The sequence below is a fragment of the Pseudomonas mangiferae genome (assembly GCF_007109405.1).
Lineage (GTDB): Bacteria > Pseudomonadota > Gammaproteobacteria > Pseudomonadales > Pseudomonadaceae > Pseudomonas_T > Pseudomonas_T mangiferae.
The window spans coordinates 1-14891 of record NZ_VJOY01000013.1; the positions used below are offsets into that span (position 1 = coordinate 1).

Genomic DNA, 14891 nt, shown 5'->3' on the forward strand with positions numbered 1-14891 from the left:
CCCCCACGCCCGCCCCCAACCGGTAAACTGTCGCCCTCTGTTTCCGGAACGGTTTCCATGCGCCTGTCCCGTTTCTTCGTCGACGCCCCCTTGTCCCTCGGTGACCACGCCCTGCCCGAGGCCCAGGCCCATTACCTGGGTCGCGTATTACGCCTGGGCGCGGGGGACGCGGTGCAGCTGTTCGACGGCAGCGGCGCCGAGTACCGCGGCGAGGTACTGGAGGTGGGCAAGAAGCAGGTGCGCGTGGCGCTGCATGAGCGCCTGGACGGCTTGGCCGAGTCGCCGCTGCGGCTGCACCTGGGCCAGGGCCTGTCCCGGGGCGAGCGGATGGACTGGGCGATCCAGAAGGCCACCGAACTGGGCGCCACGGAGATCACTCCGATGGTCAGTGCCCGTTGCGAAGTACGCCTGAAGGATGAGCGGGCCGACAAGCGCCTGGCCCACTGGCGGCAGGTGGCGATCAGCGCCTGCGAGCAGTGCGGGCGCTCGCGGGTGCCGGTGATCCATCCGCCCTTGGAACTGGCGGACTGGCTGGCCCGGGTGGACGCCGACCTGAAGCTGGTGCTGCATCCCCTGGCCGTGCCCCTGAGCGACCATCCCCGGCCGTCCAGCCTGGCGCTGTTGATCGGGCCCGAGGGCGGCCTGGGCGACGAGGAAGTGGAGCAGGCCCGGCAGGCGGGCTTCCAGGCCCTGCGCCTTGGCCCACGGGTGCTGCGCACCGAGACCGCGCCGGTGGTGGCCCTGAGCGTGGCCCAGCACCTGTGGGGCGATTTCTGACCCCCTGAAACGCAGAAACCGGAGCCAGGCCCCGGTTTCCGATCAGGCGACGACGAGACTCAGAGGTCTTCGAGGATGTCCGCCATGTCGTCCGCGTGCTCTTCTTCCTCGGCGAGGATTTCCTCGAACAGACGGCGAGTGGTGGGGTCGTCGTTGCCCAGGTAGGAGACGATCTCCCGGTAGCTCTCGATGGCGATGCGCTCGGCCACCAGGTTTTCGGTGACCATGTCCTTGAGGCTTTCCCCGGCCACGTACTCGGCGTGGGAACGCTGCTCAAGGCCGTTGGGGCTGAAGTCCGGCTCGCCGCCCAGTTGCATGATGCGCTCGGCGATCTTGTCCGAGTGGGCCAGTTCCTGCCCGGCGTGCTCGAGGAACTCGTCGGCCGCCACGCTGGCCTTCAGGCCGGTGGCCATGAAGTAGTGGCGCTTGTAGCGCAGGTAGCAGACCAGCTCGGTGGCCAGGGCCTCGTTGAGCAGGCGCAGCACCGTGGGGCGGTCGGCGCGGTAGTCTTCGGTCACCGCCCCGTTCTCGATGTGCCGGCGGGCACGCTCGCGCAGGGTCTGGACGTCCGTCAGCTGTGTCGTGTTCATGCTTGGTTCTCCATTGACTCATCCGGTACGAATCACCGGTCTGCGGCCGGTTTCGTCACTTGCCTTGGTGTGAGTGCCGCCGGTCGAGAAAAGTTTTATCGAGACGCGGGAGACACACGCCGGATGCGCCGCGGACGCGGCGATTCCCGGCGCCCTCATGGCGGTCGGGACGAATGGTCGCAGGCAGGTGCAACTGGCGTCAGGGACGAGGCGGGATGAACGCGAGGGAGAGAACGAAGCTGCGCCGCGCCAAGGTAGCGCGGCGCGGGAACGGCGGGCTCAGATCAGGCCGGCGTCTGCCAGCTTCTGCTCCAGGGCCACCAGGTCGGGAATGCGCACTACCTCGTCGCCCAGCTGCACGGCGTCCAGCTCCAGGGGTGCCCGCTCGGCACTGGCGCGGACCAGCTCCGGCCCCACCTTCACCGCCCGCGGGATGCCCTGCACCAGCAGGGCGATGAACTTCACGTGGGCCCGGCCACCCAGGGCGTTGATCACCGCCACCCGGGCATTGCCGCCCACCCGGGTCTCGCCGCCGGACGCAGCCTCGAAGGACAGCAGCGGCAGGCGCAGGTCGCGCCAGGCCACCTGGCCGAGGAACCAGGCCGGCATGCCCTCGACGGCCTGGGCGGCACGGTAGGGGATCAACTCGGCCACCGCCACGTTGGGCAGCAGCAGGGTGCGGTCGGACAACGGCACCAACAGCCCGGTAAGGGTGCTGGCGGCATGGGGATCGAGTACGGCTTGGCTCATGGCACGGGTTCCTGTGGGCGAAGACGGCGGGCTCAGGCCACCTGCGTCGCCAGATGATTCACCAGTTGGGCGGCCAGCTCCCGCGGCTCGCCACTGAAGCTGCTGTAGCCGCCTTCGCGCAGGCTGTCGGGCATGCTCGAACAGACGCAGCTGTCGGCGCGCTGGGTCCAGATGGCGCCGCCCTGGCGCCGCAGGTAGGCCGCCGCGGCGCTGCCATCGCTGCCCATGCCGCTGAAGGCAATGACCCCGCAGCGCTCGCCGAAGTGCTGGCCGAGGTTGAGCATCATCTGGTCGATGGAAGGGCTGTAGGGCTCCGGCCAGGGGCGCTCGCCCACCTGCATGCGGCCCTCCTCGTCGAAGCCCAGCTCGCGGCTGATGGGCACCACGATCACCTCGCCGCAGCGGACCGGGTCGCCCGGGCGCACGCCTTTCACGTGCCACTGGCTGTGACGGCCCACGGCCTGGGGCAGCGCGCTCTCGAAGTGGGGGTCGATGTGCTGGGCGTAGACGAACCCCACCGGCAGCCCGCCGGGCAGCGCGTCGAGGAACGCCTTCACCGCCGCCGGTCCGCCGAGGGACGCGGCCAGCAGCCACACCTGGCGCGCCGGCTCGCCAGCCACCAGCGGGCTGTCGGCCAGGGCCTGGGGCAGGGTCACCCGGGACGGGCGCTGGGCCTCGTCCAGCAGCGCCTGCAGGCTCGGCCCCACCGCCTGGGTGGGGTCGCCCACCAGGCGCTTGAGCTTGCCCACCAGGCGCCGCTCCCAGCGCGGGTAATGCTCGGAATGACGCTCGGGGGCATGGCCCTCGCCGAACAGCACCGGCGCGCTGGCACGCTCCAGCAGGCTGTCGATCAGCGGCGAATCCTCCGACTGGGCCAGGTCCACCAGCCACAGGTCGGCCTCGCAGGCGGCCAGGGCCTCGTCGTCGAGGCGCGCGGGGTCGCTGTTGAGCACCACGCGGTAGCCGTTGCCGGCCAGGGCCTGCTGCAGCACGTGGCGCTGCAGCGAGGTATCGGCGAGCACCGCGATGCGGGCGGCGGTCTTGTCGGTCATGGGCGTTTGGCCAACTGCTGGATGGTCTCGAGCAGCAGCGATTCCTGGTACGGCTTGCCGAGGTACTGGTTGACGCCGATGGCCATGGCCCGCTCACGGTGCTTCTCGCCGGTCCGCGAGGTGATCATGATGATCGGCAGGTCCTTCAGGCGCTCGTCGTGGCGCACCAGGGTCGCCACCTCGAAGCCGTCCATGCGTGGCATCTCGATGTCCAGCAGCATGATGTCCGGCTTGCGCTCCTGCAGCTGGGCGATGGCGTCGACCCCGTCCTTGGCGGTCAGCACGTTCATGCCGTTGCGCTCCAGCAGGCGGCTGGTGACCTTGCGCACGGTGACCGAGTCGTCCACCACCATGACCAGGGTCGGCCGCTCGTGCTCGGCTTCCAGGGGCAGCGCCGGCATGCTGGCCGAGCGTTGCAGCGGCTGGAACAGCTGCGCGTGCATGGCGCGGATGGTCGCCAGCAGGTCGAGAATCACCACCACCCGGCCATCGCCGAGGATGGTCGCGCCGGAAATCCCCGGCACGCCGGCGAACTGCGGGCCGAGGCCCTTCACCACGATCTCCCGGGAACCGGCGAGACTGTCCACCTGCACCGCCACGGCGTGCTCGGCGGAACGCACCAGGATCACCGGCAGCGGCAGGCTCTGGCCCACCAGCTTGGGGTGCTGGCCGTTGTTCAGCAGGTCGCCCAGGTACTTCAGCTCGTAGGCCTGGCCGGCGTACTCGAAGCGCGGCGCGTCCGGCTGGTAGTAGGCCTCCAGCTCGAAGGGGGAAACCCGCACGATACCCTCGATGGTGTTCAGCGGGATCGCGTAGAGGTCTTCGCCGGAGAGCACCATCAGCGCGCGGTTGACCGACACGGTGAACGGCAGGCGGATGAGGAAGCGGGTGCCCACGCCCGGACTGGACTCGATGGTCATGGAGCCGCCCAGCTGCTTCACCTCCGAGTGCACCACGTCCATGCCGACGCCACGGCCGGAAATCTGCGTGACCCGCTCGGCGGTGGAGAACCCGGCCTCGAGGATGAACTGCAGGACCTCGTGGTCGGACAGCTCGGTGTCGGTGCTGAGCATGCCCCGCTCGATGGCCTTGCGGCGCACCGCGTCGAGGCGGATGCCGCCGCCGTCGTCGCTCAGGGCGAGAACGATGTCGCCGCCCTCGCGGCCCAGTTCCAGGCGGATGGTGCCGGCGTCCGGCTTGCCGGCGGCGCGGCGCGCCTCGACCGGCTCGATGCCGTGGTCCACGGCGTTGCGCAGCATGTGCTCCAGGGGCGCGACGATGCGCTCCAGCACAGAGCGGTCCATCTCGCCTTCGGCGTTGCCGACGACGAATTCCACCTGCTTGCCCAGCTCGCCGGCCACCTGGCGGACGATCCGCCGCAGGCGCGGCACCAGGCGGTCGAAGGGCACCATGCGGGTACGCATCAGGCCTTCCTGCAACTCGGTGTTGACCCGCGCCTGCTGCAACAGCAGGGTCTCGGCGTCGCGGTTGCGCGCCGCCAGGGTTTCCTTCAGGTCCAGCAGGTCGGACGCGGACTCGAACAGGGCGCGGGACAGCTGCTGCAACTGGGAGTAGCGGTCCATCTCCAGCGGGTCGAAGTCCTCGTAGCCGGCCCGCTCCGCCTCGGCCTGGTAGCGGCTGAGGATCTGCGCCTGGGTCTCGGTGTCGAGGCGGCGCAACTGATCGCGCACCCGGTCGATGGTCGCTTCCATCTCGCCGAGGGTGAAGCTGAAGTCGCTGACCTGCTGCTCCACGCGGCCGCGGAAGATGGAGGTCTCGCCGGCCAGGTTGACCAGCCCTTCCAACAGGTCGGCCGGCACCTTCACCAGTTCCTGGGGCGCGCGGCGGGAGGCGGCGTCCTGGGCCACTTCCTCGGCGCGGCGCACGAACGGCAGCACCGTGGCCGGCGCCAGGGGCTCGGCAGGCACTTCGCTGGCGGCGGCGATGATGGGCTGGCTGAGGGACGGCATGGGCGTGGGGACGTCGGCCTGGGGCTCCGGCGACGCGGCCTCGGCTTCGCTTTCCCCCAGGCGCTGGCGCAGTTGCTCCAGTTCCGCCTGCAGGCCTTCGAAGCCGGTCTGCACGTCGACGAACAGGCTGTCCGGCCAGGGCGCGCCCTGCTGCTGGGCCTCGGCGAGGTGTTGTTCCAGGGCATGGCTGAGGTCGCCCAGGCGTTTCTGCCCGGCCAGCCGCGCGCCCCCTTTCAGGGTGTGCAGGACGCGCTGCATGTCTTCCAGCGCGGCGCCGTCGTCGCGGGCGTCTTCCCAGCGGCCGAGGGCGCCCTCCAGGGCCTCCAGCAGGTCGTCGGCCTCTTCCAGGAAAATGTCGAGGATATCCGCCTCGGCGTCCTCGTCCCGGTCGGCCAGCGCTTCCGGCTGCAGGTGGATGCTGGTGGGGACGCTCAGTTGCTCGTCGGGGTTGGCGCGGAAGCGGCGGATCGCCTCGATCAGCGCCTGGCCGTCGGGTACCCGGCGATGGTCGCGGACCGCCTCCAGCATGCCGGCGAGCCGGTCGTGGCAGTCCTGCAGCAGGCCGAACAGCGCCGGGCTGGCACGCAGGCGGCCATTACCCAGGCCTTCATAGAGGAATTCCAGTTCATGGGCCAGGTCGCCGATCTCGCGGATCTCGGCCATCCGTGCACCACCCTTGAGGGTGTGCAGGTCCCGTTGCAGGGCTTCCAGTTCCAGGCTGTTGTCGACGTCCTCCATCCAGCGCTGCAGCGAGGCGCCCGCGCTGTCGACGATGTCGAAGCCTTCCTCCAGGAAGATCTCCACCAGCTCCGGGTCGCGGTCGTCATCCAGCACCGGCTCGGCAGGACTGTAGGTCGGCGCCGGGGTCAATACAGCCCGAGGTTCCGGGTCGATGCTCGGCTGCGGAGTCTCCGCGTCATGGTCAGGCCGTTCGGCCTCGACGGCATCGGCATCGGTGTCGGTGTCGGTGTCGGTGTCGGTGTCGGTGTCGGTGTCGGTGTCGGTATCGTGGACAGGGGAAGCCGCGAATTCGGCGTCGAGCGGTTCGGCGGTATCGGTCCGGGACTTGGCGTCGGCGTCGGCGTCGGCGTCGGCGTCGGCGTCAGCGTCAGCGTCAGCGTCAGCGTCAGCGTCAGCGTCAGCGTCAGCGTCAGCGTCAGCGTCAGCGTCAGCGTCAGCGAATGTATTCGCATCGGATGCATCGGCGGGACTGTCGAGGGATGCGTCGTCGGCCGAGGCCTCGGACACATCCGCCTCGTCCAGCTCCAACACCGGCAGCTCGTCGAGTTCCACCTCGGGTAGCGGCGGCAGCTCATCGGAAGCGGTCGCCTCGAGGGCGCCCAGGTCCGAGTCATCCCGTTCGAGGGCATCGTCGGTGAGCCCGGCCGGTGCGATATCGCCTTGCTGGGACACCAACTCGTCGCCTGTCTCCCCTGCCTGCGGGTCATCCGACCCAGCCTGGGCCGCCGGCTCATCGGCGGCCTCGGGGTCCGAATGCTCGTCCAACTCCAACGCAGGGACATCGAAGTCCAGGGAGTCCGGCTCGCTCAGCAGCGACGGCTCCTCGAAGGCCTCGTCAGCAAGGACGACGTCGCCCTCGTCCCGGGAAGTCAAAGAGGCATCAGCGTCCCGGTCAGCAGCCGTCTCACCCTCTTCTTCCTCCAGGATCGGCAGGGCATCGGCGTCGACCGACGCAGCCTCCTGCTCGAATGTGGCGAAATCGGCGATCAGCGGATCGTCGGCCACTTCATCGAGGGTCGTGTCGGTGGCCAGGTCGCGGGGATCGGGCTGGCCCGGTTCCCCGTCCAGCACCGGCAGCTCATCCAGGCCCGGCAGATCCGGGCGCGCGGGTGGCGAGTCGGCCTGAACCTCGGCGATCTCCGCCTCGGCCACGGCGCGCTCGTCGCTCGGCAGCTCCGGCTCGGCGGCCGGCGCATCCTCTTCCGGCAGTGGCAGGTCGTCGAGGATCGCCGGTTCGTAGGGCTCGATCCGCGGCGCCGGGGATTCGTCGGCGGCGGTGAGGTCGCCCGGCTCGGTCAGGGAATGCGGCCGGGCATCCGCCTGGGGTCCGCGGGCGGACTCAGGGAGCGCGGCCGCCGCCGGAAAAGGGAGGGAGCCCCCCAGGCGGAAGGCATGGATCGCGTCGATCAGGTCTCGTGGGTCGACCAAGGGGCGGCCGGCCTGCAGGTCTTCCAGCAAGACGGCGAGGCGGTCGTGACTGCGTTGCAGGAGGTCGGCAAGCGCCGGCGAATGGCTGTAGCGATGGTCCACCAGGCCCTCGTAGAGGGACTCCAGCTCATGGGCCAGGTCGCCCACCGGGCGGATTTCGGCCATCCGCGCACCGCCCTTGAGGGTGTGCAGGTCCCGTTGCAGGGAGGACAGCACCAGGCGGTTGTCGGGATCGCCCAGCCAGCGCTCCAGGGCCTGGCCGGCGCTGTCGAGGATGTCCACCGCTTCCTCGAGGAAGATCTCCACCATCTCCTCGTCCAGTTCCGGGACGGCGTGAGACCGTGTGGAAACGTCCGGTGTAGCGACGTCCGACGTGGCGACGCCCGACGTAGCGACGCCCGGGATTTCCGAGGTCTCGACGGGCGCCGGCGCCAGGTCGAGCTCCTCTACCTGCAGGCCGGAGTCCGGCTCCAGCAGCGCCAGGGCCGCCGGATCGAGGGCCTCGTCCAGCAAGGCGCGCAAGGCCACGACACGTTCGTCCTGGGGCGTGACCTGCAGGCCGGCGGCGACCTGGTCCATCATGCTGATCAGGGCTTCGTGGGCGGCTTCCGCCTCGTCGAAGAAGCGTTCGCTGACCGCCAGACGGCCGCCTTCAACGGCCCCGTAGAGGTCCAGCAAGGCGCTGGTCAGGCCTTCGATCTGCGGCAGCTCGGCCATCTCGGCGCCACGGCCGAGGGTTGCCAGTTCTTCCAGCAGCGCGCCCAGTTCCTGGCGCTCCGCCGGGTGCTCGCGCCAGCGGCGCAGCAGGTCGCCGGCGTCCAGCAGGATGTCCATGCCCTCGGCGAGGAAGATGGAAATCAGCTGCGGGTCGCGGGCCTCGCCCTGTTCGCCGAGGCGCGCGGCTTCGGCACTCTCCAGGCGCTCCTGGTGCAGGCGTTGGATGCGCGCCAGCAGCTCGGGGGTACCGGGAATGGTGGCCAGCGGGTGGTGCTCCAGCTGGTCCAGGCCCAGCCGGAACAACTGCTCGGCATCGTGCAGCAGCTCCGCCTCGGACAGGTCCATGGGGATCAGGTTGGTCTTGAATTCCTTGGCCATCTTCTCCAGCGGCGTGGCGATCTCCGCGATGGGCAGGATGCCGGCCATGTGCGCGCTGCCCTTGAGGGTATGCAGGGCGCGCTGCAGGGCATCAGTCACCGGCTGCGGCAGGCGCTGGGCGCAGTCGGCGAGGAAGCCCACCAGGGTGTCCAGGTGGTTCTCCGCCTCGTTGCGGAAGATCTCCAGCAGCTGCGGGTCGAGTTCGTCGTCGGCGGCGCTGGCCTCGACAGACGGCTCGGCAACGCCGTCGACCGAGCCTTGGGGCGCGGCATCGGCCTCGGCGCGGGGCGTGTCGTCCGCTTCGGCCGGGGCCGGCGTGTCCGCGGCCGGGGCGTCGTCGGGGGACGGGACGGGGGACGGCGGCGGGCCGTCGAAGTCCGGCGGAGTCTCGCCGCGGGCCAGGGCGTGGGCCGTGGCCGCCAGGCGGTCGACGTCGTCCCGCTGGCGCTGCGCCTTGTCGGCGAACTCCTGCACCAGTTCCGGCAGCAGGGCGACCACGCCGTCCACCACGTCGTGCAGCGCCACGCTGGGCTGGATGCTGCGGTCGAGGATGCGGTTGAACAGGTTCTCGATGGACCAGGACAGTTCGCCGATGACCAGGGCGCGGACCATCCGGCCACTGCCCTTGAGGGTGTGGAAGGCGCGGCGGACTTCGGTGAGGGCCTCACGATCCTCGGGGTCGGCCTTCCAGCGCGGCAGGTACTCGCCGATGGTCTCCAGGACCTCGGTGGCCTCCTCGATGAAGACCTCCATCAGTTCCTCGTCCACCGGCTCCTCGCCGGCCGGCGGCGGCAGCAGGCTCGGCGGCACGTCGCGGGCAGGCGGGTTGATGGGCTGCACCGGCGCGGCCATCACGTCGGCCATGGACAGCGGCCGTTCCACCGGGGTCTCCGGCGCCACGGGCTCCGGCGGTGCGCTGGGCAGCTCGACTTCGGGTAGGTCGAGGGCGGCGATCTCCGCCTCGTTCAGGGCCTGGGGTGCGTCTTCCAGGCTGTCGAAGCTCAGTTCTTCCAGGACGAATCCTTCGTCCAGGGGCACGTCCTGGGTGGTGTCCAGGGTAGGCAGTGGCGCCAGGGGCTCCGGGCTCTCCAGGGTCAGGTCGAGCCGCTCGGTGTCCGGGGTCGGCTCGTCCAGCGGCGCCAGGTCCCATTCGGGCGTCGGCGCCCAGCTCTCGGCGGTGGGCTCGGCCGGCGGCTCGAAGGCCACGTCCGACAGGTCCCAGGGGTCGTCCAGGGACGACCCCGGCTCATCGGAAGCCGCGCCCTCGGAGGGGAGGTCCAGGCTGAAGGTATCCAGGTCGAACGCCGATGCGTCGGGCGCCGCCGCGTCGGGCACTGTCGCATCCGCTGCAGTTGCATCCGTTGCGTCCTCGGGGCGCGTGTCCTCGAAGAGGCTGTACCCGCCCGCCGATTCCTCGAGGGCGGCATCTTCCACCGTCGGCTGGTGGGCGGCGGGCGCTTCCAGGGCGTCCAGGCTCAGGCCGGCGGCCTCGTCCAGGCGCTCGTCCGGGAACGGCGCGTCCTGTTCCTCGGGAGCGGCCAACGGCTGCTCCAGCTCGTCCTCTTCCGCGGCCAGCACTTCCAGGTCCTGCAGCGGGTCGGCCAGGGGCGCCAGGGCCTCGTCGTCCTCGGCGTCGAGGATCGACGGGGTCGGCTCCAGGCCGTAGCCCAGGGCCCGCAGGCTGTCCTCGGCGACGTCCAGGATCAGGTCGCCCTGGGTCGCGTGGTCTTCCGCCAGGCGTTCCAGGTAGTACTCGACGGAGGTGATGGCGTCTGCCAGGGTGTCCAGGCTCTGCCAGTCCGGCACCACCTTGCGCACCAGCAGTTCTTCCTGGATGTAGCGGTTGCTGGCTTCCAGCAGGGCCGCGGCACGGGCCAGGGGGATCATCGCCAGGCCACCGCGGACCTGGGTCAGCAGGTTCGGCACCCGGGCCAGGTGTTCGTGGTTCCACTGGGAGGCGATGAACTCGATGATCGCGTCCTTGGCCTGCTCCAGACCGTTGCGCGCTTCCTTGATCACCAGCTGGTGGATCTGCGTCACGTCGGTGGTGGGCAGGTGGCTCTGCTCGCTGCGGCTGTCTTCCGCCGGGCCGCCGACCATGCCGGCCAGAGTCGCCTCGACGTACAGCAGCGCGCCAGCGACGTCCATCAGCACCGCGTCGCTGGGCTCGCGCTTGCCCAGGGACAGGCTGTGCACCACGTCGATCTGGTCGAGGATCACCTTGCGCGGCTGGACGAAGCCCAGCACCGCCAGGGTGTCGGCGATCTGCTTGAGGGGCGCCAGCTGGGCATCCAGCTCGGCCACGCCCTGGCGATCGCTGCGGACGAAGAGGTCCAGGCTGTCCTTGATCCGCACCAGTTCCTCGCAGAGGGCGGCGACCACCGAGCGCATGGCGTCGCGGTCCGGGCCGGCCAGGCGTGCCCGCTCCTCGTCCACCACGTCGTTGTCCGGCAGGGCGTCGTCGAGGCGGTAGCGATCCTTCAGGGCGCGGATGCGCGGCGACTCGGCCGGAGCCTTGGCGACGTAGAACAGCAGGTTCTTGGTCAGCTCTTCCGGGGCCGGCTGGTTGATGCCCTCGGCGCCCTGGTCCAGCAGTCGCTTGAGTTCCTTGTCCACCTGGCGCAGCAGGGTGCGCACGGAGGTGCCGTTGACCACGCTGCCGTTGGCCAGGCCCTCGACCAGGCCGGAGGCGATCTGCCACAGCGGCCCCAGGGGGGCTTCCTGGCACAAGGATTCGAGGCGGGCGAAGACCCGCGCCATGTAGCCGAGGTTGGTGGCCAGGTCCTGGTTGCGGATCACCCCCACCAGCGCCACCTGCAGCATCTGCCGCAGCTTGCGCAGCAGCACCGGCAGCTCCGCGGTGCGCAGCTGGGCCAGGGACTCGTGGGACAGCGCCGGCGCCTGGCCGGAGAGGTCGGGGGCGAACAGGCTGGTTTCCGACAGCAGCTTCTCGCCACGGGCGGCGCGCAGGTCGTTGAGCAGCGGCAGCAGCACCATAGGCAGGTCGCGGCGCGCAGTCTGGATGCGATCCAGGTACACCGGCAGTTGCAGGATGGCCTGCATCATCACTTCCAGGGCTTCGCCCTGGTTCGCCACGCGGCCGTCCATCAACGCCTGGGCGAGCTGCTCCATCTCCTCGGCGAGCAGGGCCGCGCCGTAGAACTCGACCATCTGCAGCGTGCCGTGGACCTGATGTATGTAGGTCAGGCAGAAACGCATGCGGGTCGGGTCCTGGGTGTTCTCGACGAACGCCTCCAGGGCCTGACGGGCCTGTTTCAGGGTTTCCGCGATCTCACCCTTGACCCATTCCAGGGCGACATAATCGTGCCGATCACCCATTGCGACTCCACTGTTCACCTTGAGCTACCCCTTCCGGGTAAACGCCAGAACCCGCTCGTCGGCCACCGGCTCCAGGTCCGGATGCTGCCAACCGGCCACTTCGCCCACCCCGATCACCAGCAGGCCCCCAGGCACCAGGCGCTCGGCCAGGCGGTTGAGGATCTCGCGGCGACGCCAGCGACGAAAATAGATCAGCAGGTTCTGACAAAAAATTACGTCCATGCCGGACATCGGCGCCTTGGCCAGGTCCAGCACATTCAGTCGCGCACAACACACTCGCGCGACCAGATCGGGTACTACCTTGAACCCGCCCTGCATCGGGCGGAAATAGCGCTCGGCCACTGCCGCGTCCATCGCTTCCAGCCGGCGCGCCCCGTAGAACGCGTCGCGCGCCTTGTTCAGCGCGCTCAGGCTGATGTCGGTACCGGTGACGCCGAAACGCTCCGGCCACTCGCTGCCACGCAATGCCTCGGCGGCGACCATGGCCAGGGAATACGCTTCCTCGCCGCTGGAACAGCCGACGCTCCACAAGGCCCAGGGCCGCTGCGCCACCGCCTCGACCCGCTGACGCAGGTACGCGTCGAGCACCTCGAACGACGGCGGATGGCGGAAGAAACGGGTTTCCTGGACGGTCAGGCGATCCAGCAACGTCGACCATTCCACCGCGCCCCGCGGGCCGTCGGTGACCTGGCGGTAATAACTACGGTAGTCGTCGATGCCCAGTTCGCGCATGCGCGTGCGCAGGTTGGTCTGCAGGAACGAGCGGCGCTGCTCGCCGATCACCACGCCGATGCGGTCCTCCAGCAGCGTGCGCCAGTCGTGGAACTCCGCCGCGGACATGTCCGCCAGGGGTTTCAAGGCCCAGACGCCGCTTGGCTGCATGCCGTGCCCCTCGCCCTCGTTCATGGCCGCTGGCGGCGCCCCTCAGGAACGCCGCGCCTCCTTCGCTCAGGCCTGTTCCGGGGTTTCCGGCAGGTTGAAGCCCGAAACCGACTTGCGCATCTCGCTGGCCATCTTGGCCAGGTTGCCGATGCTCTTGGCGGTCGCGGTGGTACCGGCGGACGTCTGCGAGGTGATCTCCTGGATCACGTTCATGGTGTTGGAGATGTGGCCGGCGGACGACGCCTGCTGGCGCGCCGCGTTGGAGATGTTCTGGATCAGCGCCGCGAGGGTCTTGGATACCTTCTCGATCTCTTCCAGGGCCACACCGGCATCCTGGGCCAGGCGGGCACCGCGGACCACCTCGGAAGTGGTCTGCTCCATGGAGATCACCGCCTCGTTGGTGTCGGTCTGAATGGTCTTCACCAGTGCCTCGATCTGCTTGGTCGCCGCCGAGGAACGTTCTGCGAGGCGCTGTACTTCGTCCGCTACCACCGCGAAGCCGCGGCCCGCGTCGCCGGCCATGGACGCCTGAATTGCGGCGTTCAGGGCGAGGATGTTGGTCTGGTCGGCAATGTCGTTGATCAGGCTCACGATGTCCCCGATCTCCTGGGACGATTCACCCAGGCGCTTGATCCGCTTGGAGGTGTCCTGGATCTGCTCGCGGATGTTGTCCATGCCGGTGATGGTGTTGTGCACCACCTCGTTGCCCTTGTTGGCGATGGCCACGGAACGTTCCGCCACCGCGGTGGATTCCGAGGCGTTCGCCGATACCTGGTCAATGGAGACCGCCATCTCGTTGATCGCCGCGGAGGCGCCGGCGATTTCCTGGGCCTGGTGCTCGGACGCCTCGGCGAGGTGCATGGCGGTGGCCTGGGTTTCCTGGGCCGCCGCTGCTACCTGGACCGCGGTCATGTTGATGGTCTCGACGAGGTCGCGGAGCTGGTCGATGGAGTAGTTGATGGAGTCGGCGATGGCACCGGTGAAGTCCTCCGTCACCGTGGCCGCCACCGTCAAGTCACCGTCCGCGAGGTCGGCGATCTCGTCCAGCAGCCGCAGGATCGCCGCCTGGTTCCGTTCGTTCTTCGCCGCGGTTTCCGCCAGTCGGGCCCGGGTGCTCTGCACCATCACCAGGCCGATCAGGATGATCGAACCCAGCGCCAGGGCGCCCAGCACGTAGCCGGCCAGGGTGTTGACGTAGCGACCGGCCGCCAGGTTCTCGAAGCCGATGGCCAGTTTCGAGGCCTTGTCCAGCAGGGTCTGGGAGTCGGTGAAGATGGTGTTGGCGGATTCGCGGACCTGGAACAGTTCCGGCGAGGTCTCGAGGATTTCGTCCACCGAACCGGAGACGAATTCGAACAGCTCGGAAATCTCCTGCAGGCGGTCCAGGGCTTCCTTATCGGTCACCTTGGTGATTTCCATCGCCGCGTTGCCTTCGATCATGGCGCTCAGAACGCGGCCGAACAGGCTGGCGTCGCGGCCGAACATGTCGGCGGCCTGCACCGAGTCCTGGTCACCGGCGAGCACCTTGTTCACCGAGCCGAGGATCCGTTCTGCCAACAGCGACTGACGCTGGGCCACGGCCACCTGGGCCGCGGGCGCGCCGCTTTCCAGCAGGATGTCCACGACTTCCTCGTACTCGACCTGCAGCTGCGGGATGGTTTCCGCGAGGGTCGCGGCCACCTGGTGCAGCGACAGTACGGTCTGTTCGCTGGCCAGGATGGCGTCGGCGTTCTTGCGCAGGCTGTCCCAGTCCTTCTGCACCAGGCCCATGTCCTCGCGGACGGCATCGGGTGCGGGCGGCAGGCCGCTGGCCTCGTCGCCATTGACCAGGATGCCCCAGCGCTTCTCGAAGTCGTTGCGCGCGTCCTTCAACAGGGCGAAGGCCTCGGCCTTGCCCGCCGCCGCTTCGGTGGCGTTCTTCGCGATCCGCTGGGACAGCACGCGCAGCTCGCCCGCGTGGCTGATGTACTCCTTGTCGTAGTTCGACTGAGTACCGAGATACGCGAAGTTGGCGAACAACAGTACGATCGAGACGATCAGGACCACGAAGAGTCCGGCGATCAGCGTACTGCTGCGCATACCCGCGAGAGGATTGCCTGCATTGAGTCTTTTCATTATCTGGCCCCCGCCTGGACCTACCACACACACGTTTTTTCCATGTAACGCCAAAGGACCGGCGATGCCGGTCCGACCGTAAACCGCGGATCGGGTAGCCCCCGCCGCGAGCGGGACCCGGAGGCCCCGCCTTGGATGGGGTCCACCCCATC

The 14891-nt window shown here is 69.2% G+C and carries 7 protein-coding genes; 1 reads left to right on the forward strand and 6 read right to left on the reverse strand.

Annotation, left to right across the window (positions count from 1 at the left end; translation table 11 throughout):
• Positions 1-57: 57 nt before the first annotated feature.
• Entirely contained in the window at positions 58-777 is a 720-nt protein-coding gene (locus FM069_RS16655; protein ID WP_143489501.1) for a 16S rRNA (uracil(1498)-N(3))-methyltransferase, read from the forward strand.
• Positions 778-836: 59 nt separating this feature from the next.
• On the opposite strand, the gene FM069_RS16660 is transcribed toward FM069_RS16655, so the two are convergent.
• The 6 genes from FM069_RS16660 to FM069_RS16685 form a co-directional block, all read right to left on the reverse strand.
• Complete coding sequence (locus tag FM069_RS16660) at positions 837-1367, reverse strand: ferritin-like domain-containing protein (RefSeq protein ID WP_143489502.1); 531 nt, start codon at positions 1365-1367, stop codon at positions 837-839.
• A gap of 279 nt (positions 1368-1646) precedes the next feature.
• Positions 1647-2117, reverse strand: coding sequence for a chemotaxis protein CheW (locus FM069_RS16665; RefSeq protein ID WP_143489503.1), 471 nt, complete (start codon positions 2115-2117; stop codon positions 1647-1649).
• A 32-nt stretch (positions 2118-2149) separates the two neighbouring features.
• A complete protein-coding gene (locus FM069_RS16670) occupies positions 2150-3169 on the reverse strand; it encodes a chemotaxis protein CheB (RefSeq protein WP_143489504.1) in 1020 nt (339 codons plus the stop codon).
• Positions 3166-11742: an Hpt domain-containing protein gene (locus tag FM069_RS16675; protein WP_143489505.1), complete on the reverse strand. Its 8577-nt coding sequence runs from the start codon at positions 11740-11742 to the stop codon at positions 3166-3168. Before FM069_RS16675 ends, FM069_RS16670 begins: the two co-directional genes overlap by 4 nt.
• 24 nt (positions 11743-11766) lie before the next feature.
• Complete coding sequence (locus FM069_RS16680) at positions 11767-12624, reverse strand: protein-glutamate O-methyltransferase (RefSeq protein WP_143489506.1); 858 nt, start codon at positions 12622-12624, stop codon at positions 11767-11769.
• Positions 12625-12690: 66 nt separating this feature from the next.
• Positions 12691-14739, reverse strand: coding sequence for a methyl-accepting chemotaxis protein (locus tag FM069_RS16685; RefSeq protein ID WP_143489507.1), 2049 nt, complete (start codon positions 14737-14739; stop codon positions 12691-12693).
• Between the last annotated feature and the right edge of the window lie 152 nt (positions 14740-14891).

Coding starts and splice junctions, on each gene's coding strand:
- FM069_RS16655 (WP_143489501.1), top strand. CDS start 58: ATGCGCCTGTCCCGTTTCTTCGTCGACGCCCCCTTGTCCCTCGGTGAC.
- FM069_RS16660 (WP_143489502.1), bottom strand. CDS start 1,367: ATGAACACGACACAGCTGACGGACGTCCAGACCCTGCGCGAGCGTGCC.
- FM069_RS16665 (WP_143489503.1), bottom strand. CDS start 2,117: ATGAGCCAAGCCGTACTCGATCCCCATGCCGCCAGCACCCTTACCGGG.
- FM069_RS16670 (WP_143489504.1), bottom strand. CDS start 3,169: ATGACCGACAAGACCGCCGCCCGCATCGCGGTGCTCGCCGATACCTCG.
- FM069_RS16675 (WP_143489505.1), bottom strand. CDS start 11,742: ATGGGTGATCGGCACGATTATGTCGCCCTGGAATGGGTCAAGGGTGAG.
- FM069_RS16680 (WP_143489506.1), bottom strand. CDS start 12,624: ATGCAGCCAAGCGGCGTCTGGGCCTTGAAACCCCTGGCGGACATGTCC.
- FM069_RS16685 (WP_143489507.1), bottom strand. CDS start 14,739: ATGAAAAGACTCAATGCAGGCAATCCTCTCGCGGGTATGCGCAGCAGT.